The following is a 19616-nucleotide window of genomic DNA, read 5'->3' on the forward strand; positions in this document are numbered from 1 at the left end:
CGCCTAGCGTCCGATGAAGCGCGGCTTGCGCTTTTGCTGGAAAGCGCCGATGCCTTCGATGCCATCGGGTCCTCCCAACGCCTCGGTTTGCGCGATCGCCTCGAGCTCGAGCGTCTCTTCGAAAGAAAGCGCGCGCGACAGGATTCGCTTCGACGCAACAAAGGCGGCAGTTGGACCACCCGCGATCTCGCGCGCCATCTGCAGAGCGATCTCGTCCAGCGCTTCGGCCGCCACGCTTCGGTTGACGAGCCCCATCGCTGCGGCTTCACGCCCCGAGATCAGCCGCCCCAGGAATATCAGCTCGGCTGCACGATGCTGCCCGACGCGTTCGCGCAGGTGATGATGACCGCCCGAGTCGAGCACCGCGCCGATGTTGCGGAACGGACTGCCTAGCAGCGCATCATCGGCAACGAGCGCGATGTCGCAGGCCAGCGCCAGCCCGAAGCCGAAGCCCAGCGCGGGGCCCTGCACCGCTGCGATCGTCGGCACCGGGCAGTCACGCACGGCGGCAAGGACCGGGTTGATCCGCTCGCGCAGGATCGCGAGCGTGTCGTCGGTCCCGGGATGCGTGTCCTTGAGGTCGCGTCCGGCGCAGAAGGCATGGCGTGTGCCGCGCACCAGCACCGCGCGCGCACCAGCGGACACCGCTTCGCCGATTGCGTCGGCGATCGCCGTCATCTCGTCGAGACGCAGGCTGTTCTTCGCAGCGGGTCGGTCGATCGCGACGACTGCGAGCGGCAGTTCCAGCGTCAGGCGCACCGCTTCGGTAGAGATCCCGCCGCTCATCGCGCAGCTCCCTGGAAAGCCATCAGGATGCGCAGTTCGCTGGCCATCAGCAGCAGCCCGTTTTGGTTGTGAACGTTCCACTGCAGCCGCAGCACCCCGTCGGTGGCGGGGCGCTTCACCGTCTTCTCGAGCACTGCGGCCTCGAGATGAATGGTGTCGCCGATGAACGCCGGCGCCGTGAATCGCAGCGCGTCGCTGCCGTAGTTCGCGACGATCGCCGGCGCAGCGGGCGGAATGCCGAGGCCGGCCGCATAGGCCAGCAACATCAAGCCGGGCGCGATGCGTTGGCCAAAGCGCGTGCGCGCCGCATGGTGCGCGTCGGTGTGCAGCACGTACCAGTCCCCGGTCAGCGCGCACCACTGAAGTATGTCGGCCTCTGTGAGGGTGCGTCCGCGCGAACGGAAGCTGGCGCCCTCCTCGATCTGGTCGAAGTACTGCTCGAGAAATGCGCAGGTACTGGTGATATCGGTCGTTTGCAATTTCTTTATCCTTCCAGACGGAATATAAATGAAGGACAACACTTTGTGGCAGCTAGGGCTTACCCGCAGCCGGGCAACGCCGCCGAGCAGGAAGCAATGCGCCTCGCGCTATTCGTCGCTTGACGACTTTTCAGCGTTGCGCCGGTCACCGTACCGCCAGGCGGCTATGGATTCAGACGTGCGTGACGCCGTGCTCGTCGCATCAAGCAAGCTCTCGTTTCGCTTGAAGCCGAACGAGGGCTTGAACCAGCCGCCAAGCCCGAATGCGTGCCGCCGGTGGTACGCCGGGCTGCGCGGTCTGCTCAAGCCCCGCGGGCTGAACGCGTAAATCCACTTGCTGTGCTGCAAAGCAGCGATGGCAGTTCTCGGTAGGCGAGGACCGCAATGGAGACGAGGGGTGTGCGTCTCCCCACTCGAAAGTTGGCTCGGTGCGCGGGAGGAGGCCCCCGGCTTCTACGTCGTCGCCGCTGCGAAGATGTGTTCCAACGAAGACGCTACACAATTCCATGCAAACACATGTCGGTCGCCTGATCGGCCAATGAATCGAGGCTAAGACGCCCTGTAGGTTGATACCAGGTGTAGGTCCAGTTCAGCATGCCATACATCAGCATTGCATGCGTGGTCGCCGCCTGACGGTCCTTGAATTTCTGGGCGTTGATCTCGCGCAGCAGCGCACACAGAAAGTTCACCAGCTTCTGCTCGTTGGCATTCACCTGCGCGCGCAGTTCATCCGGCAGGTGATAGACATCCTCGATCAGCACCGTGTGCCGGTCGCGCTGCTCGTAGTAGTACTTGAGGTGCGCGAGAAAGTAGTTGCGCAGCCGTGTACGCGGATCGATTGGTGCAGACACCAAGTCCGAGGCGATCGCCACCAAGGCGCTCACGTGGTTACCAAGCATCTCTGCAAGCATTGCTTCCTTCGAGGGGAAGTAGTGATACATGCGCGACTTCGACGCATTGCAGGCGGCGCCAATGTCGATGATGTTCGTGTTGCGAAAGCCGTTCTTGGCAAAGAGCGCCGCGGCCGCGTCGAGGATGGTGGCCCGGATGTCGTCAAAGTTGTCGGATTTGGTTCTGGCCATGTCGGCATTGCCCGCAAAAGAAAAATGCTTCGTTCGATGCACGCGCGTATTGCGCATGTTTCGTCCGCCCGCGCTCTACGCACTCGGGCAAAACAGCGAAATTTATTCCATCTGGACGGCCTACTCTAACCCAGGCCTTGCGGCGCTGAGCCGGCCCGAATCACGATCCACCCGAACCACGGAGTTGCGCATGAACCCGTCGAAACGCCACGTCCTCGCCTTGCTCGTCATCGCTACCCTCGCCGGCACACAGGCGCAGGCACAAGACGCGCCTGTACGCATCGGCGTCGCCGCGCCGCTGACCGGCGCCATCGCCCACCTCGGAAAGGACATGGAGAACGGCGCGAGGCTCGCCATCGAGGACCTCAATGCGCAGAGCCTCGCAATTGGCGGCCGCAGGCTGCGATTCGAGGCGGTGGTCGAGGACGACCGGGCGGATCCCGCCAGTGCCACCACGGTGGCGCAGAAGCTCGCCGACATGCGGGTGAATGGCATCGTCGGCCATCTCAACTCGGGCACGACCATCCCCGCGGCTCGCGTCTACAACGACGCCGGCATCCCGCAGGTCGCGCCAGCCGCAACCAACCCCCAGTACACGCGCGCTGGGTACAAGTTCGCCGCGCGGCTCATGGCCACCGATGTGCAGCAAGCCGACGGCATCGCCGGCTACATCGCACGCACACTCAAGGCAAAGACCGCAGCGGTCATCGACGACCGCACCGCGTACGGGCAAGGCCTGGCCGACCAAGTGATCACGGACCTCGGCAAGGCAGGGGTGAAAATCATCAAACGCGAGTTCGGCACAGACCGCTCGACAGACTTTTCGGCCATTCTCACCACCCTGCGCGGGCTCAAGCCCGATGTGATCGTCTACGCCGGTGCCGACGCGCAGGCCGCGCTGGTCAACCGGCAGATGAAGCAACTTGGATTGACAGCCTCCTTCATCGCGGGTGATGGCGTGTGCACCAGCGAATGGAGCAAGCTTGCAGCAGGCACCAACGAGGGTGCCTACTGCTCGCAGGCCGGCGCGCCGCGCGAGGCCATGGTCGCCTTTGCGGACTTCAACCAGCGATATAAGGCGCGCTTCGGCACCGACGTGATTGTGTTCGCGCCCTATGCCTACGATGCGGTCATGGTGCTGGTGGAAGCGATGAAGCAAGGCGGCTCCACTGATCCCTTGGTCTACGGGCCGAAGCTCACGAGCGTAAAGCTCACCGGCCTGATCGGTCCGATCGCCTTCGATGCACGCGGAGACAATCTCCGCGGTACGGTGACGATATATAAGGTGCGCGCGGGTAAGTTGGTGCCGGCACCATAGCAATTCTGCACGTGGCTCAAATTCGGAACTACCGGGACGTCGCTTGAATTCGAAGCCAAGTGAAAAGCTGCAGACAAGTTGGACACGCGCGCCGATGGATTGGCACCGCAAGCCACTCGACGCGCTCGGTCACCTTGACGGCTGAGGTGATCGAGCTGCTTTCACGGTGACCGCATCGAATTGGATGCGTGATCCAAACCGGTTCACGCCCCGAACGCACCATCGATCGCGCGCATGGCCCCCGTGAAAAAGCCAGCTTCGGACCTGCGAGCCGGGAAACCATGCACGCCACTTCTTCCGCGGACTCCATACACCTGCTGAAATGTTCAGCGAATGTGTTGCCTCGGCCGGTTGAATCCGCTGCCGACCGTAGTCGAAGGAGGCCGACGAGCCCCGGCCCGGAGCGGCTACACGGGACCCCTGCGGCGCAGTCCGCCATGTTTTCGGGTGGGATCCCGCGAGCGTGCATGGCGCAGGCCTACAGCGACGCGTCGCCCCGGAGGATACGAACGGATGAACACAAAAAAAGGAGCTTCAGCCATGAGCCTCGAATCGACGATCAACGAATTCAAGAAAGTGGACGCCGCGCGCGCAGACTACCCCGGCGAGCACTTGGTGGTGCTCGGCGCGGGCGTGTTGCTGCTGCTGGCGGCAGGCCGCAGCCGCTCATTCTTGGCGCGCATCGTGGCAGGTGCGGCGGGCGGTGCGCTGATCGGGCGCGCAGCCAGCGGAACCGGCGGCATTGCGAAGCTGGCGGGTGCCTTGCAGACGGGAGGCCGGGCATGGCCGCGTCGCTGACACCTCGTGCCCGTCCGGTTGCCGGGCCCGAGCGCTTCTGGGCGCCGTGTCTGGCCGTGGCGCTGCTTGCCATGTTCCTCTTCTACGTGGCGCTGCAGGACTTGGTCCGCGAAAGCGCCGCGCGGGCACCGGTGCCGGTTGCCGTCATGCCCGCGCAGGTGGACGTGAGGCCGCCGCCCGTGATGGCCGAGCGCGCGCCGCAGGCGCCGCGGCCCGTGAGGACCTACGCGCTGGCAGTGGCCGACGCCCCGCAGCAGCCGGTGGTCGCAAAGACTGTCAAGACGGTCGAGGTGAGCAAGTGCGTCACGCTTTCGGGCGAGTCTGAATACTCCGACGGCCCTTGCCCCGAGGGGGCCCGCGCCACCAAGCTGCGCTTGCGCCAAGAATGACGCACCATCCGCCGACAGCGACCTCTTGGCTGCGTGACCTGCTCTTGGAGGAAGGCGCGCCCAGAGCCGTTGTCTGTCATCAGGGAATCCAGGTTCAGTCCAGCTGAATCTTCAAGCTCTTGATGAGGGTCTCCATCTTTCGAGCCTCGCTGCGGGTGACCTCCCCGAACTGCTCGGGAGTGCCTACGACGATGTCCGAACCGATCTCCTTCCACTGCGCCCTGAATGCCGAATCCTGAAAGATTCCCCGGATCTCGGCGTTCAGTCGGTCGATGACTGGTTTCGGCGTGCCGGCTGTGGTCGAGATGCCGTGCCATGCGTAGTAGTCGAAATTCGGGTAACCAAGTTCGCTGACCGACGGAATGTCCGGCAGTTGTTCGGAACGGCTCCTGGTGGTCACGGCAAGCGCGCGAAGCTTGCCAGACCTGATGTGCGGCATCGAGCTGCCAAGAATGTCGAACATGCTGGTGACCTGGCCACCTATCAAATCCACGATAGCGGGCGCCGCGCCTTTGTACGGAATGTGGGTGATATCGACCTTGACACCGTCCTTGAACAGTTCTCCGCCGAGGTGCTGTGGAGTTCCATTGCCCGCCGAAGCGAACGTGACTCGGTTGGCCGGCTTCCTGGCGTACTCCACATAATCCTCGAAGGACTTGAGAGAGCTCGATGCCGATACCTCCAGTACCAGGGGAAACTTCGAGATTTGGACGATCGGAGTCAGGTCCTTGATCGGGTCGAAGCCCAGATTCTTGTAGAGATACTGGTTGACAGAGAGGTTTCCGCTGGCGGCCAGCAAGATGGTGTAACCATCGGGCTTCGCCCGGACGACCTGCAAGGTTCCGATGTTGCCGCTGGCGCCAGCCTTGTTGTCCACGATGACGGGCACGTTCAAGCGCTTCGACAGGGGCGTGGCAATCAGCCTCGCCATGATGTCCGTCGGCCCACCAGGCGGAAAGGGGACGACAAAGGTAATGGCTTTCTCCGGCCATTTTCCTTGCGCCAAGGCTGCGATCGGCAGCAGCATCGCGGCGAGCAGAGTGAGTCTTCTCATGGTTTTGTCTCCAGTGATTCGGTCAGTGATTTCAGCGCGTGTCGTGGGAATGAATCTGCAGCGCTTCGAGAAACCGCGACACCATGTTGTAGGCGGCAATCGTGGCTGTGAGTTCGACAAGTTGCTGTGGTGCGCAGTGCGCCGCGACGGCCGCGAAAACTTCATCGTCGACCTGCACCTGTCGTGTCATCGCATCCACATACGCCAGCACCGCTCTCTCGATCGGCTCGAACAGCGGGCAATCGGGCCAGTCGGCCAAGCCTGCCAGCTTTCCCTCCGAGACCCCTTCCCTCAAGGCGATCGGCGCATGCTGGTCGGCCTCGTAAGGTGCGCGATTCAGCAATGCAACGCGCATGATGACCAGCTCGCGCAAGGCTCCGTCCAGGCTTGATTTCTGTCGAATGGATGTGAGATATGCGAGCCAACCATCGGCGACTGCAGGGCTGTGCAGAAGCATCTGGTACAGGTGAAGGACGCTGCCGCGTTGGGCGATCATCTTGTCCACCAACGGACGCACAGCATCAGTCTGCGTGTCAGCGTAGGGAATGCGGGCCATGTATGAGTTGTCCTGATTCTTGAATGGCGGCAATGCTATCCATCGGCGATCTATCGGTGAAGTTCCATATTTCTATTGATATATAGAATTCTGGAATGAATGTTTCCCCTCGACACCTGCGCATGTTTTTGGCCTTGGCGGAGTCGCTGAACTTCAGCAAGGCGGCCGAACAGTTGTTCATGACGCAACCCAGTTTGAGCAAGGCTGTTCGGGACTTGGAGGAGTCCTTGGGGCTACCGCTGTTCGAGCGCACCACGCGCCATGTTCGGCTGACAGCGGGCGGCGCGCAGCTCGTGGCGGTGGCGCGCAGTGTGGTGGGCGAGTACGAGGCCGGTCTCAAGCGACTGCAATCCTCGGCGGAGCGCGAGGCACGACACCTGTCGATCGCGGCATTTCCCTCTCTGGCCAGCGTGCTTCTACCCCAGGTGTGCGCCGCGCTGGAAGCACGCCACGCCGCGTCCCGCATCACCGTCAATGACTGCAGCAACACCACAGCTGTGGGACAAGTGCTGCGCTACCAAGTGGACTTTGCGCTGGCTTCGATCGCGCCCTCTCATCCAGACCTTCACTACGAGGAAGTGGTCCGGGACCGTTTTGTCCTGCTGGCCGGCCGACGGTGGAGGCGGAAGTTGAATCCAGTCGTGTGCCTGGAAGAAATGATTTCGCTGCCGCTCATCACAATGACGGACAACAGCACGGCAATGCGCTACATCAGCGCCGCCTATCTGCAGCGCGGCATTGAATTCCGGCCGAAGATGCAATTCGATCAACTGGGTACCGTGGCCGCGTTCGTGACTGAAGGTTTGGGAGTTGCGGTGCTTCCCTATTTGGCGGCCATGCCGTTGCTCCGGCTACAGAAGGTCGACATCGAGGACGGGCCCCTGCGTTCGATCGGAATCGTCACGCGACGCTTGGGCAACCCGACGACGATCGCAGTCGATGCCATGGCGGAGGTTCGCCGAACATTCGACGAACTGGTCCTGCAAAACCCGGAACGGCTGCTTGCACCTACAAAATCCACGCGCCGGGCAAATTCTTGATTAGTGCCGATCGGGCGCATGAAGCACTGGTTTATGTAGAGCTTCTCCCGATATCGCATGCCGGCTCCACTCAGAGTCGACTAACAGCAACACTTGCAAATAGGATTAAAGTCGCGCCCTGGACTCACATAAATTAGGTATACCCATGGCTCAGAAAAGCTACGCGCAAATTCAGAAGCAGATCGAGGCATTGCAACGGCAAGCCGACGAGCTTCGAGCCCAGGAGATCGAGGGCGTCGTCGCCCGTATCAAAGAGGCCATTGCCCATTACGGGTTGACTGCAAGGCAACTCGGCTATGGCGACACACCGCGAAAGGCAAAAAAGGGTGACGCGCGCAATGCGGGCTCCGCCGATGCTCCGGCCTATTCGGACGGCCTCGGCAACACCTGGGGCGGCCGCGGCCCACGCCCACAATGGTTGAAGGCGGCGCTGGCTGCCGGCAAGTCACTCCAGGACTTCGCGTCGCCCAGCGGGGCTGCGCCTGCAAAAGCAGTGAAGACACCCAGGAAGGCCAAAGGCGCGCCTGCCAAAAAGCGCAGCGCCACGGCATATCGCGATGAAGCTGGAAACACGTGGTCCGGCTTCGGCCCCAAGCCCCGCTGGCTGAAAGAAGCACTGGCGGCCGGGAAGACATTGGAGCAATTGGCCGCAACAGGCGCGTGACGCGAGCTCGGGAGCGAAGAAGCAGGCCGACGTTGTCGTAGCCTCTTGTATCGCGCCCCCAACCACATGCACAGCTTCTGGCAGGCGTTCACCTCGTTGGGTGACAGCGGATTTCTCTTGCCTGTCGGGCTGCTGATGGCGCTGTGGCTCTTCCTTGGCAAAGGCTCGCGTACGGCTGCCCTGCACTGGGTCCTGATGTTTGGCGCCTGCGGGCTCATCGTCATGCTGTCGAAACTCGCCTTCATGGGCTGGGGCATCGGCAGCGCAAAGTTCAACTTCACCGGCTTCAGTGGCCACACTGCGCTGTCCACGAGCGTAGGGCCGGTACTGCTGTGGATGGCTGTGCCGCACATGACGCAACGGCGGCGACTGATCGCCGCAGCGCTGGGCTGGTGCTTGGCCATCAGCATTGGCATCTCGCGCCTGGCGCTGGAGGTGCACTCGAACTCGGAGGTCATCGCGGGTGCCGCGCTGGGCACCATTGTCAGCGCCGGCTTTTTGTGGTGCCACAGCCGGCTGATTTCTCTTCCTCGAGGCGGGCGCTGGCCGCTGAGTGCCATGGTCTTGCTGATCGCCCTGCTTTCGCAGGGCCGCCCGGCGCCGACCCAGGACGCTCTCGAGGTGATTGCGGCCAAGCTGGCAAACCGGGAGCGTCCCTACACCCGGGATGACATGCTGGCCAACTCCCCGGCCTCACCGGGCTGATGCGTCATGCAGGCAGCGCAGTACGGGCCTACTGCTTGACTTGACTATTGGATGAGGAGTCTGCCGGAGCCCTCTGCGCGGCGGCCGCCGCTTCGGCTTCTTTTTCCTTCTTGTTGGCCATATGCCGCCCCACCACACAGCCGCCAGCAGCGCCAATCAGGCCGTGATGCCCAGCGACATGCCCGCCCACGCCGCCTACCACCGCACCCTTGATGCAGCCTTTGGCGTCTGCGGTGCCGGCCATGGTGAGCAATGCAACGGCGGTCGTCGCCGCAATCAAAGCGAATGAAGTCTTCATCACAGGTCCTTGTGTTGTTGATGGTTTAGGAACCACTCACACTAGCTGCTTCCGACGCTTGCAGCGTACGCGGCGGCGGCATCCATCTGTAGGCCAGTTTCGGCTTAGCCGCGGAGTTGGCTTTACGGCGGCGCTGGCCAAATCCATCGACTGAGCGATCGCGCTTCTCCGATCACGTGGCGCGAGCCCTTGCTGGGCTTCTGAGCAGGCTCGCCACACTCCCCATCAACGCAGCCAGAGCCGCGATCGCCAGGCCCCAGTGCACTGCGCCGTGGGACGGCAGCATCCCGAACATCAAGCTCATCAGCAAGCTGCCGAGCGTCAGCCCCGTGAGCCGTGCGGTGCCTTGCGCGCCACCGGCCGCGCCGCTGCGATCCTTGGGTGCCGAGAGCAACATGTTCTGGTTGTTCGGTGTCTGAAAGAAGCCGAAGCCCAGACCGGCGAGGCTCGTGAACAAGGCGATCGGCAGGACCGGGTTTCCGTGCAGCGGCCACAGGGCACACAGGGCCAGGCCGCTTGCGAAGCACGCGCTTCCGGCCGCGCACAGCCATGCACTCGGCACGCGCTGGGCCAGGCGTGCCGACAGCGGTGCGGCCAGCATCACCGCCAGGGGCCACGGGGTCATCAAGAGCCCGGCGGTCACCGCGCTCTGACCCAGTTCGTGCTGGATATAGAACGGCAGCGCCACGAGGCTGGCCATCTGGCCTGTAAAGCAGCAGACGGAGGCAATCACCGAGATCCGGAAGGAATGCACGCGCAGCAGGTCCAACGGAACCAGCGGCGCCGCCTTCGGCATCTCGCGCCGTACCAGCAGGACCATGCAAAGGGCCGACATGGCAAGCAACGCGCCGCCGTGCAACGGATGCACCACCAGCCGGTCACTCCCCAGCACGAAGGAAGCGAACATGACCGCGTTGAGCGCAATGCTCCACACGTCGATGCGACGCACCGAGCGCGGCGGGCTCGGCAAGCCCGCGCAGGCTGCGAGCACAACGAGGCCGATCGGCAGATTCACGGCAAAGAGCCAAGGCCAGCTTGCCGCGGAGAGTATGAAGGCGCCCAGGGTAGGCCCCGATGCGGAAGCGGCCGCGACTGCGAGTGCATTCCAGGCGATCGAGCGCGCCAGCAATCGATGCGGATAGGTGAAGCGCAAAAGCGCCAGCCCGAGGGGCATCACGGCTGCACTGCCCAAACCCTGGAGGCACCTCGCGGCCACGAGCCAAGGCAACGACGGCGCCACCGCGCACAACACCGACGCCGCGGTGAACAGCGCCACACCACCGGCAAAGACCCGCCTATATCCGAACCGCTCCCCGACAGCGGAAGCCGGCAACAGGAACATGACCACGGCCAGCTGGTAGGCCGTGATGATCCAGACGGCATCGGCGGGTGTCGCCTGCAATTGCTGCGCAATGCTTGGCAGCGCGATGTTGGCGATTGCGCCATCGAGCACCACCAGCACGCCTGCGCCCAGGATCGCGGCGACGGCTGCGTAGCGCCGCGGCAGAGGCAGGCCATCGGCATCGTGCACGGCATTCAGGTCGTTCGCCTCCCGGCCTTCGACGGCGCTAGCGATGGTGGAGGAAGGGTTCGGTCGAAGCGTGGGTGACAACATGATTGGACAACTGGAAGGGTCACGCTCTATTGCGCCAGGCCAGCTTAGGACTGCACGCACGGCTTGCACAGCGCGCGGCGCGCAGCTTGTCCCTGCATGGGGCGCCTGTCGAAATCCTCGCGGCCGTGCTAGGTTCGGGCATGCCGACAGAAGCCGACCTGAACCTGCTGTTTGCGTTGAACGCACTTCTTTCCGAGGGCAGCGTCGCGAAAGCCGCCGAGCGCCTGGGCCTGAGCGAGTCGGCAATGAGCCGCGCACTCGCGCGGTTGCGGGAATCGACCGGGGACCAGCTCCTCGTGCGCGCGGGCCGCGCAATGGTGCTCACGCCGCATGCGCTGACGCTTCGCGACCGCGTCAGGGACTTGGTGCAGGAGTCGCGCGCGGTGCTTCAGACCGCTGGCGCGAGCATGGATCCCCGCACGCTCCGGCGCCTGTTCACCATACGGGCCAACGACGGCTTCATCGAGGCCTTCGCGCATCGGTTGGTGGCTCGCGCCGCACACGATGCGCCCGGCGTTCGCCTGCGCTTCGCGCCCAAGCCCGACAAGGACGTTCGCCCGCTGCGCGAGGGACTGCTCGATCTGGATGTCGGCGTTCTCGGCGATTCGGGTCCGGAGGTACGCGTGCAGGCGCTCTTTCGCGACCGATTCGTCGCGGTGGTGCGCCAAGGCCACCCTCTGCTCGCCGAACCCGAGATAACTGCAGAACGCTACGCCGCCTGCGACCACGTGGTCACTTCGCGCCACGGCCGGACCGAGGGACCGGTGGACAACGCGCTTGCAGCGATGGGCCTGGTTCGCAATACCGCGGTAGTAGTGCCGAGCTTCAGCACAGCCCTGTCGATCGCGGCCGAGACCGACCTGGTTGCATTGATACCGTCTTCGTACTTTGAACACCTGAGGACGCGGGGCACGCTGTGCTCGTTCCCGCTGCCGGTACCCACGCAGCAGATCACCGTCTCGCAGATGTGGCATCCGCGTCTTGACCGCGATCCTGCGCATCGGTGGCTGCGCGGACTGGTGCTGGAAGTCTGCCGGCCGCTCGATGAGCCACCCAAGTAGACAACATGTACATCGCCCGTTAGCTACAACGCATCCAGCCGCTCGCGCAGCTGCCCAGCCTGCGTGCGCAAGGCCTCGCGCTGCGTGTCGGGCATCTTTTGCAGTTGGCGGTAGACGAGGGCAAGGCGCGGGTTGCCTTCCAGCGCGGGGGCGTGGCGCTCGAAAAAGTCCCAGTACAGCGCGTTGAAGGGGCAGGCACGTTCGCCGGTTTTCCGGGCCGGGTCGTAAGCGCAACCCTTGCAGTAGTCGCCCATGCGCTGCAAGTAGGCGGCGCTGCTCACATAGGGCTTGGTGGCGATCAGGCCGCCATCGGCGCGCTGGCTCATGCCCAGCGTGTTGGGCAGCTCCACCCACTCGAAGGCGTCGATGTAGATGCCCAGGTACCAGCGGTGCAGCGCCTGCGGCTCCAATCCGGCGAGCAGCGCGAAATTGCCGATCACCATCAGGCGCTGGATATGGTGGGCATGGGCGGTCTGCAGCGACTGGGTGATGGCCAGGTGCAGGCAGCGCATGCGCGTGTCGCCGCTCCAGAACCACTGCGGCAGCGGTGCGCGATGCGCCAGTGCGTTGTGCGCCTCGTACCCCGGCATGTGTGCCCAGTAGATGCCGCGCACGTATTCGCGCCAACCCAGGATCTGGCGCACGAACCCCTCCACGGCCGCCAACGGCGCCTGGCCAGCGCGCCAGGCGCTCTCGGCGCGCTTCACCACTTCCAGCGGATGCAGCATCTTCACGTTCAGTGCGAACGACAGCAGCGAATGGAACAAGCGCGGTGCGCTGCTGGCGAGAGCGTCCTCGTATTCCCCGAAATGCGGCAGTGCCGTGGCTATGAAGGCATCCAGGCAGGCCAGGGCTTCATCGCGGTTCAGGGGCCAGCGCAGGACAGCGGCCTGCGGGTCGCCAAAACTCGCGACACCCGCGCGTTGAACCATGTCCCACAGGACGCTGTGGTCGTGCTGGGGGCGCCAATCGGCGGGCTCGGGCGGCGTGCCGGGCCAGCGCTTGCGGTTGTCGTGGTCAAAGTTCCATTGCCCGCCTTCGGGTTCGCCGCCGGCATCCAGCAGCACCTGCCAGCGACGCCGCATATGGCGGTAGAAGTGCTCCATGAGCCATTGCTTGCGGCCGCGCATCAGCGCTGCGAGCTCGCCGCGCTGTGTCAGGAAATGCTCGCTGTCGACCACTTCCCAGGCCTGGGGCTGTGTAGCGGCCCATTCCAGCAATTGCGCATCCAGCCGCCATTCGTCGGGTTGTTGCCACTGGACCTTCTGGGCGCCGTAGTGCGCGGCCAGCGCCGCCAGGTTGGCAGGAATGGACTGCCGGTTGCTCGCGTCGTCCAGCGCCACATAGCGCACGCGGTGCCCGGCAGCGCGCAGCTGGCGCGCGAAGTCGCGCATGGCGGCGAATATGGCCAGGATCTTCTGGGCATGGTGGAGCACGTAGTCGGTTTCCTGGCGCACCTCCATCAGCACGTAGACCACCTGCGGATCTCGTTGGGCAAACCAGCTGTGCCCGGCGTTGAGCTGGTCGCCCAGCACCAGGCGCAGGGTATGGGTGGGACCGTTCATGCGATGCCCCACAGGCGTTGGCAGGCTTTGTCGTGAGCCAAGCAGTTCGCGAGCACTTGGCGCAGTCGGACGCTCAGATGGCCGGTGGCGGTGCTCATGGCGGCGTGCCCTGCGGTTGCGGGCTTGCGCGGTTGCGGCGGCAGCGCTCGGAGCAGTACTTGACTTCGTCCCACACCTCGGCCCACTTTTTACGCCAGACAAAGGGCCGGCCGCAGCACAGGCAGAGTTTTTGGGGCAGATGCGGTTTGCGATGCATGGCTCATGAATTCAGGCTCTGCTGCGGAGGTCGGGTGCGGCCTGTCGGCATGAACCATACAACGGTGTACATCGGGTTGCTTGTCGCGCGAGTATCCACGCCGCGCAGCCCTGGCCTGGCCAGCAGGCGGCCGCCTTGGGCGGCTAGGCTAGCTAGCGCGCGTAAAAGCCCGGCGAACTCGACAACAGCACTGCTTCGGCCTTGCCGCCACCCTTGATCAGCGATCGCTCGCGCTCCACCGCAACCTGCAGCAGCGCCAGCGTGGCGATACAGGTGAATACGGCAATCAGAAGCCAGAACTCGCCGCTCAGCGAGCTGGCAGTGGGTTTGCGGTCACGCTTTTTCGACATCGTCTTCTCTCTCTCTCTCTCATGGCTCCTGTTGATGGCGAAAAGGATGCGTCGGGGCCGAAGTCGCTGCTGTCAGACGGCGTTGAAACCAGTTGTAGCGGGCAGGATGACGCGGCGCGTAGGCCGAGCGCGGCGCCTGCCCTAGGACCATTCCAGCCGAAGGCAAATACGCTACCGGCTCGCCCGCACCCGATCTTCGAGCCGCGGGCAAACGCGCTCGCTTATGTGGACTCGGGGACCGACCGCAAATGACGGCATCATCAGGGGCTTGTGGGATGACTATGGAGGTTCTAGAAGCATGCTGGCACTTCGCCCCGTGGGGCAGATCGTGGCGGAACTGAGCACGCGACGTCGCGAACCCACGGCTATTTCCGTGACCGCGCGCGAAGCGCTCGCGGCAAGCCTGCCTGCAGGCTTCCTTTCGCTGGTCGATGAAATCGGCGGGCAGGAGATCGCCGGCGACTTCATGCTGCTGAACCTGGCACAACTGCTGCGCGAGACAGCCGACAGGGACCATCCCTTGATTGCGCTGGGGACGCAGTGGTGGGTCTTCGGCACCTCCGGCACGGGAGACGCGTGGCTGTTAGGCCCGACCGAACACGGCGATCAGGTGGCCTTTCTTGACCACGATCAGGGCACCGACGCGCTGTCGATCGAGATGTTCCTGGACTTCAACCAATGGCTCCAGTTGGCCGACCTGATGGCGCAGGTGGAGCACGTGGAGCAATGCGCGTCAGGCCTCGCGAACGTTGAGAAAATTACCCGGGAGATGAATCGGCTGTCCGAGGGCCTGTCGCAGCGCTATCCGTACAGCTTGGATGCCTGATCCGCACCGGCCCAGGCCGGCAAACGGTTCCGCCCATGGCTTGTGCGCGAGAATGGGCGACGCTCCAAAGGACAGCCCCACCCATGCGCAGACTGCGCTTTCTGACCAGCCGACACCGTGCGCCCTCGACGAACTGGGTGCTGGGCCTGCTGCTGGCCTTCAATGCCGGCGCGGTGAATGCGGGCGGCTTCCTGGTGCTTCACATGTACACCTCGCACATGACGGGGTTCGCGTCCCAGCTTGCCGACGGCCTGGTGCTGGGCAATACCAGGCTGCTGTTGAACGCCCTCGGGGCCGTGCTGGCGTTCACCTCGGGCGCGGCCGTGTGCGCGGTGCTGGTGAACTGGGGCCGGCAGCATCGCCTGCGCAGCGTCTATGCGCTGCCGCTGCTGCTCGAAGCCGCGCTCATGTTTCCGTTCGGGCTGATGGGTGCCGTGACACTCACCTGGGCCACGCCTTTCGCCGTGCCGCTCACGGTGCTGCTGCTGTCCTTCATCATGGGTCTGCAGAACGCGATCGCCTCCAAGACCTCGGGCGGCAGCATCCGGACCACGCACATGACCGGCAACATCACCGACCTGGGGATGGAGATCGGCAAGCTGCTCTACTGGAACAGGAAGTCGGCGCAGGCCCCGGCCTCCCCCGCTCCCGCCGTGCGCCACGACCGCACCCGCATGCGCAGGGCCGCCGGGCTGATCGGCATGTTCGTGCTCGGCGGTGTCGTGGGTGCGCTCGGCTTCAAGTACGTGGGGTTCGTGTGCGTGGTGCCGCTCGCGGCATTGCTGCTGGCGCTGTCGGTGCCGCCGTTCATGCGCGACCTGCCGCGCTCCGGGCTGCTGCCGCGGTTCGCGAAGGGCCAGCACCAGGGTGGATAGGGGCCTGCTTTTCGACCACCACCGCATCGCCGAAAGCCAAAGCGCGCCCATCGGGCCCGGAGACCTTCAGGGGTGCGACCGGTTTGCCGCTTTTTCTTTCCACGAGCCGTGAATGGTGTTCGCCACGGCGAAAGAGGTTGTCCTCGCCCCATTGCCGCAAGCCGACGACCACAGGGAAGAGCCCCTGCCCCTTTGGCGTCAGAACATATTGCTGGTACGCCGTGCCGTCCGAAGCCGGCTGAACCTCCAACACCCCCTCCTCCACAAGCGCCTTGAGCCTGCTTGCCAGGATGTTGCGCGCGACGCCCAGGCTCGCCTGGAAGTCGCCGAATCGGCTGACCCCGTCGAACGCGTCCCGCACGATCAGCAGCGACCAGCGGTCGCCGATGACGTCGAGCGCTCGCGCCACCGGACAACTCGCCGTGTTCATTCGCTTTCGTTCAGCCATCGACATCTCCGGGCAGCGAAAGCGCCGCCTTCTGGTTGCATTTTAAAACCAACAAGCTATGCTCCATCCAGTTTTAAAATGAAACCAGATGGAGATGAATTCCCATGGATACCGCGAGCAACCCTCCGACCATGCCGAGGAGGCTGGTCGCCCTGTTTGCCTGTACGAGCGGCGTGAGCGTCGCAAACGTGTACTTCGCACAGCCTCTGCTCGACAGCCTGGCGATGGACTTCGGCGTCGCGCCTGCCGCTATCGGCGGCGTCGTGACGGCCACCCAGGCCGGGTCGGTGCTGGCCTTGCTGCTGCTCGTTCCTCTGGGCGACCAGTACGACCGCCGACGGCTCGCCCGCCTTCAGTTGATGGGCCTCATCCTCGCCCTCGGCGGCGTGGCCATGGCTCGAAGCGCCGTCGCCCTGATGGCGGGCATGCTGGCGGTCGGCCTTTTGGGCACTGCCATGACGCAGGGGATGATTGCCTACGCGGCGAGCGCCGCGGCTTCTCATGAACGTGGGCGCGTCGTCGGAGCTGCGCAGGCCGGAGTGGTCGTCGGACTGCTGCTTGCGAGGGTCTGGTCGGGTGTCGTTGCCGACCTGCTCGGCTGGCGCGGCGTCTATGTCGGTTCCGCAGCGGTCATGGTGGTGCTTGGGGCGCTTGTCTGGCGGCAGCTGCCCGCACAGCCGGCCGCGGTATCGCGTCTGCCATACATCCAGCTCGTGCGCTCGACGCTGGGCCTCTTGCTGACAGACCGGGTGCTTCGAACGCGCGGCACTCTGGCGTTGCTGATGTTCGCCGTCTTCAGCATCTTCTGGAGCGCGCTCGCCTTGCCGCTTACCGCGCCACCCCTGTCGCTGTCGCATTCCGCCGTCGGGGCGTTCGGGCTGATTGGTGCCGCCGGCGCGTTCTTCGCGGGGCGGGCAGGACGTTGGGCCGACCGGGGGTGGGGCCAGCGCACGAGCGCCGCTGCGCTCGCCCTGCTGCTCCTGGCATGGATACCTCTCGGCTTCACGCAGTCGTCGTTGTGGTGGCTGGCTGTCGGCATTCTGATGCTCGACGTGGGCTGCCAGGCGCTGCATGTCACCAACCAGGCGATGATCCTGCGAGGGCCGGCCGAGTCGCATGGCCGCCTCATCGGGTGCTACATGCTGTTCTACGCGGCGGGCAGCGGTGCGGGGGCCATTGCATCGACGACCGTGTACGCGCACCTCGGATGGCTTGGCGTGTGCGTGCTGGGCGCATCCGTGAGCGCGCTCGCGCTCGTCTTCTGGGCTTCCACCTGGATGCGTCCTCGCCTCGGCGCGCCATGCGTGCAGCCGTGAAGAACTGATTTTTTCTTGTCGACCTGCACATGCGGAACCTCCGGAAGACCCGGGCCTCTTACCCAGTTTTTCTCTTCCCAGATGAATGAAATCCGCAATGCCGCCGCCGAGCTTTCCCGTTTTCGCCGCCGTGTGGTGGTGGTCGGCTGTGTGGTGCTGTTCGGTTTCGGACTGATCGGCGCGCGCCTGGCTTTCCTGCAGGTCGTGCGCCACGAAGAACTGGCCGACCGGGCGGAGAGCAACCGCACCGCCGTCGTGCCTGTGGTGCCCAACCGGGGTCAGATCCTCGATCGAAATGGCGTCGTGCTGGCTTCGAACCATGCGGCCTACACCCTGGAAATCACGCCCTCGAAAGTGGGGGACCTCGGCTCGGCCCTGGACGAGTTGGAGGCCATCGTCGAGATCACGCCGAGCGACCGGCGCCGCTTCAAGCGCCTGCGCGAAGACGCGCGCAGCTTCGATTCCATCCCCATCCGCACCCGCCTGAGCGACGAGGAAGTCGCGCGCTTCGCGGCCCAGCGCTACCGCTTCCCGGGCATCGAGATCAAGGCGCGTCTGTTTCGCACCTACCCGCATGGCGAGGTGGCATCGCACGTCATCGGCTACATCGGCCGCATCAACCAGCGCGAGAAAACCGCCATGGAGGACTGGGACGACGAAGAACAGGCGAACTACAGGGGCACCGACTACATCGGCAAGCTCGGCATCGAGCAGAGCTACGAGAAAACACTGCACGGCCAGACCGGCGTCGAGCAGATGGAAACCTCCGCCGGCGGGCACGCGGTGCGGCGTTTGGCCCGCCATCCCGCCACGCCGGGCAACACCGTGATGCTGTCGCTGGACATCAAGCTGCAGAAACTGGTGGAGGACATGTACGGCGAGCGCCGCGGCGCGCTGGTGGCCATCGACCCCAACACGGGCGAGATCCTCACCTTCGTGAGCAAGCCCACCTTCGACCCCAATCTCTTCGTCGAGGGCATCGACCACGAAAGCTGGACCGCGCTCATCGAGTCCATCGACAAGCCGCTGCTCAACCGTGCCCTGCGCGGCACCTACCCGCCGGGCTCCACCTACAAGCCCTTCATGGCACTGGCGGCGCTGGAGACCGGCACGCGTGCCGCGGACAAGGTCGAGAACGACCCCGGCTCCTACAGCTTCGGCGGGCGCACCTTCCTCAGTCATCGGGGCGGGCTGGGCGGGGTGGACATGCACCGCGCCATCCAGTTTTCGAGCAACACCTACTTCTACTCGCTGGCCAACGAGATGGGCGTCGACCTGATTCACGAGTTCATGGCGCCACTGGGCTTCGGGCAGTTCACCGGCATCGACCTGCTTGGCGAGTCACGTGGCGTGCTGCCGAGCAAGGCGTGGAAGCGTGCCGCGTATCGCCGCCCCGACATGAAGACATGGCACGCCGGCGAAACCATCTCGCTGGGCATCGGACAGGGCTACAACAGCTTCACGATGCTGCAGCTCGCATCCGCCAACGCCACGCTGGCAAACGGTGGCATGCACTATCGGCCGCACCTGGTGCGCGCCATCAAGGACACCGTCACCGACGAGGTGGTGGAGCAGGTGCAGCCGCAGGCCCGGGATCTGGGCTACGCGCAAAAGCATGTCGACGTGGTGCGCAATGCGATGGTTGCCGTCACGAAGGGCGGCACGGGTACCCGCGTGTTCGCCGGGGCCGCCTACACCTCGGCCGGCAAGACGGGCACGGCGCAGGCGGTCGGCCTCGGGCCGAAGGCGCGCGCCAGCGGCAAGGCGCTCGAAGAGCGACAACGCGATCACGCGCTCTACATGGCCTTTGCGCCGGCGGAGGCGCCGACCATTGCGGTGGCGGCCATCGTCGAGAACGCAGGCTTCGGTGCGGCCCACGCCGCACCCATCGTGCGCCGGGTGTTCGACTACTGGATTTCCGGGCAATATCCGAACGAGGCCGACATGGCCGCGGTCCGGATCGGGAAGGCCGCGGCGCCGATCGGCAAGCCTCTGTCGGCGAGCGAGATGCAGGCTCTCGAGGATCTGGCGGAGGCGGAAGAAGGCGGCGAGGAACCCTCGGCGCTCTGAGACCGCCCAGGGCGTCTTCGCGCGCCAGCGAGCGGACACCGATTCCCTGGTGGCGCATTGTGGAG

Annotated in this window: 23 protein-coding genes; 12 read left to right on the forward strand and 11 right to left on the reverse strand. The window is 64.6% G+C overall.

Translation table 11 applies throughout. The features are described from left to right. Positions 1-3: 3 nt before the first annotated feature. Complete coding sequence (locus tag WIX39_RS30620) at positions 4-786, reverse strand: enoyl-CoA hydratase/isomerase family protein (RefSeq protein WP_409196836.1); 783 nt, start codon at positions 784-786, stop codon at positions 4-6. Next, on the reverse strand, positions 783-1307 hold the full coding sequence (locus tag WIX39_RS30625; RefSeq protein WP_106938019.1) for a MaoC/PaaZ C-terminal domain-containing protein: 525 nt from the start codon (positions 1305-1307) through the stop codon (positions 783-785). Before WIX39_RS30625 ends, WIX39_RS30620 begins: the two co-directional genes overlap by 4 nt. On the opposite strand from WIX39_RS30625, the gene WIX39_RS30630 reads away from it, so the two are divergent. After that, positions 1294-1593: a hypothetical protein gene (locus WIX39_RS30630; protein WP_409196837.1), complete on the forward strand. Its 300-nt coding sequence runs from the start codon at positions 1294-1296 to the stop codon at positions 1591-1593. The genes WIX39_RS30625 and WIX39_RS30630 overlap by 14 nt on opposite strands. Positions 1594-1759: 166 nt before the next feature. On the opposite strand, the gene WIX39_RS30635 is transcribed toward WIX39_RS30630, so the two are convergent. After that, complete coding sequence (locus tag WIX39_RS30635) at positions 1760-2404, reverse strand: TetR/AcrR family transcriptional regulator (RefSeq protein ID WP_234383148.1); 645 nt, start codon at positions 2402-2404, stop codon at positions 1760-1762. A 133-nt stretch (positions 2405-2537) separates the two neighbouring features. Here WIX39_RS30635 and WIX39_RS30640 point away from each other — a divergent pair, with 133 nt between their 5' ends. From WIX39_RS30640 to WIX39_RS30650, 3 genes are all read left to right on the forward strand, one after another. After that, on the forward strand, positions 2538-3665 hold the full coding sequence (locus tag WIX39_RS30640) for a branched-chain amino acid ABC transporter substrate-binding protein (protein WP_409196838.1): 1128 nt from the start codon (positions 2538-2540) through the stop codon (positions 3663-3665). 540 nt (positions 3666-4205) lie between these two features. Beyond that, the gene (locus WIX39_RS30645) at positions 4206-4463 is read left to right on the forward strand and encodes a hypothetical protein (protein ID WP_409196839.1); all 258 of its coding nucleotides are present in this window, start codon (positions 4206-4208) and stop codon (positions 4461-4463) included. Beyond that, complete coding sequence (locus WIX39_RS30650; protein WP_409196840.1) at positions 4448-4852, forward strand: hypothetical protein; 405 nt, start codon at positions 4448-4450, stop codon at positions 4850-4852. The genes WIX39_RS30645 and WIX39_RS30650 overlap by 16 nt, the downstream gene beginning before the upstream one ends. A 94-nt stretch (positions 4853-4946) precedes the next feature. Here WIX39_RS30650 and WIX39_RS30655 read toward each other — a convergent pair whose 3' ends face one another. Next, a complete protein-coding gene (locus WIX39_RS30655; protein WP_081269220.1) occupies positions 4947-5906 on the reverse strand; it encodes a Bug family tripartite tricarboxylate transporter substrate binding protein in 960 nt (319 codons plus the stop codon). Between the two features lie 31 nt (positions 5907-5937). Continuing rightward, entirely contained in the window at positions 5938-6462 is a 525-nt protein-coding gene (locus WIX39_RS30660; RefSeq protein ID WP_409196841.1) for a carboxymuconolactone decarboxylase family protein, read from the reverse strand. A 95-nt stretch (positions 6463-6557) separates the two neighbouring features. Here WIX39_RS30660 and WIX39_RS30665 point away from each other — a divergent pair, with 95 nt between their 5' ends. The 3 genes from WIX39_RS30665 (at position 6558) to WIX39_RS30675 (ending at position 8871) form a co-directional block, all read left to right on the forward strand. After that, complete coding sequence (locus WIX39_RS30665) at positions 6558-7502, forward strand: LysR family transcriptional regulator (protein WP_409196842.1); 945 nt, start codon at positions 6558-6560, stop codon at positions 7500-7502. Positions 7503-7647: 145 nt separating this feature from the next. Beyond that, entirely contained in the window at positions 7648-8166 is a 519-nt protein-coding gene (locus tag WIX39_RS30670) for an H-NS family nucleoid-associated regulatory protein (RefSeq protein ID WP_253819912.1), read from the forward strand. 66 nt (positions 8167-8232) lie between these two features. Then, the gene (locus WIX39_RS30675; RefSeq protein ID WP_409196843.1) at positions 8233-8871 is read left to right on the forward strand and encodes a phosphatase PAP2 family protein; all 639 of its coding nucleotides are present in this window, start codon (positions 8233-8235) and stop codon (positions 8869-8871) included. 28 nt (positions 8872-8899) lie between these two features. On the opposite strand, the gene WIX39_RS30680 is transcribed toward WIX39_RS30675, so the two are convergent. Both WIX39_RS30680 and WIX39_RS30685 read right to left on the reverse strand, forming a co-directional pair. Then, complete coding sequence (locus tag WIX39_RS30680; RefSeq protein ID WP_409196844.1) at positions 8900-9169, reverse strand: hypothetical protein; 270 nt, start codon at positions 9167-9169, stop codon at positions 8900-8902. Positions 9170-9341: 172 nt separating this feature from the next. Then, positions 9342-10784 (reverse strand): MFS transporter, encoded by a 1443-nt coding sequence (locus WIX39_RS30685; protein WP_409196845.1) that lies wholly within the window; start codon positions 10782-10784, stop codon positions 9342-9344. 140 nt (positions 10785-10924) lie between these two features. Between WIX39_RS30685 and WIX39_RS30690 the strand changes: the two genes are divergently transcribed. Then, a complete protein-coding gene (locus WIX39_RS30690) occupies positions 10925-11845 on the forward strand; it encodes a LysR family transcriptional regulator (RefSeq protein WP_106938009.1) in 921 nt (306 codons plus the stop codon). 23 nt (positions 11846-11868) lie between these two features. Here WIX39_RS30690 and WIX39_RS30695 read toward each other — a convergent pair whose 3' ends face one another. The 3 genes from WIX39_RS30695 to WIX39_RS30705 form a co-directional block, all read right to left on the reverse strand. Continuing rightward, complete coding sequence (locus tag WIX39_RS30695) at positions 11869-13410, reverse strand: cryptochrome/photolyase family protein (protein WP_285412732.1); 1542 nt, start codon at positions 13408-13410, stop codon at positions 11869-11871. Positions 13411-13504: 94 nt separating this feature from the next. Further along, positions 13505-13666, reverse strand: a complete 162-nt coding sequence (locus tag WIX39_RS30700) for a DUF2256 domain-containing protein (protein ID WP_285412731.1) — start codon at positions 13664-13666, stop codon at positions 13505-13507. Between the two features lie 152 nt (positions 13667-13818). After that, positions 13819-14016: a hypothetical protein gene (locus WIX39_RS30705; RefSeq protein WP_081269203.1), complete on the reverse strand. Its 198-nt coding sequence runs from the start codon at positions 14014-14016 to the stop codon at positions 13819-13821. Positions 14017-14314: 298 nt separating this feature from the next. On the opposite strand from WIX39_RS30705, the gene WIX39_RS30710 reads away from it, so the two are divergent. Beyond that, on the forward strand, positions 14315-14842 hold the full coding sequence (locus WIX39_RS30710; RefSeq protein ID WP_409196846.1) for a hypothetical protein: 528 nt from the start codon (positions 14315-14317) through the stop codon (positions 14840-14842). Positions 14843-14925: 83 nt separating this feature from the next. Beyond that, on the forward strand, positions 14926-15717 hold the full coding sequence (locus WIX39_RS30715; RefSeq protein ID WP_081269201.1) for a YoaK family protein: 792 nt from the start codon (positions 14926-14928) through the stop codon (positions 15715-15717). On the opposite strand, the gene WIX39_RS30720 is transcribed toward WIX39_RS30715, so the two are convergent. Next, positions 15650-16165: a winged helix-turn-helix transcriptional regulator gene (locus WIX39_RS30720; RefSeq protein ID WP_409196847.1), complete on the reverse strand. Its 516-nt coding sequence runs from the start codon at positions 16163-16165 to the stop codon at positions 15650-15652. The genes WIX39_RS30715 and WIX39_RS30720 overlap by 68 nt on opposite strands. Positions 16166-16269: 104 nt before the next feature. Here WIX39_RS30720 and WIX39_RS30725 point away from each other — a divergent pair, with 104 nt between their 5' ends. Further along, positions 16270-17481 (forward strand): MFS transporter, encoded by a 1212-nt coding sequence (locus WIX39_RS30725; protein ID WP_253819910.1) that lies wholly within the window; start codon positions 16270-16272, stop codon positions 17479-17481. An 81-nt stretch (positions 17482-17562) separates the two neighbouring features. After that, entirely contained in the window at positions 17563-19551 is a 1989-nt protein-coding gene (gene mrdA, locus WIX39_RS30730) for a penicillin-binding protein 2 (protein ID WP_409196848.1), read from the forward strand. Positions 19552-19616 lie beyond the last annotated feature (65 nt).

Source organism: Variovorax sp. AB1(2024) (assembly GCF_037482385.2).
In the GTDB taxonomy this organism is placed as follows: Bacteria; Pseudomonadota; Gammaproteobacteria; order Burkholderiales; family Burkholderiaceae_C; genus Variovorax.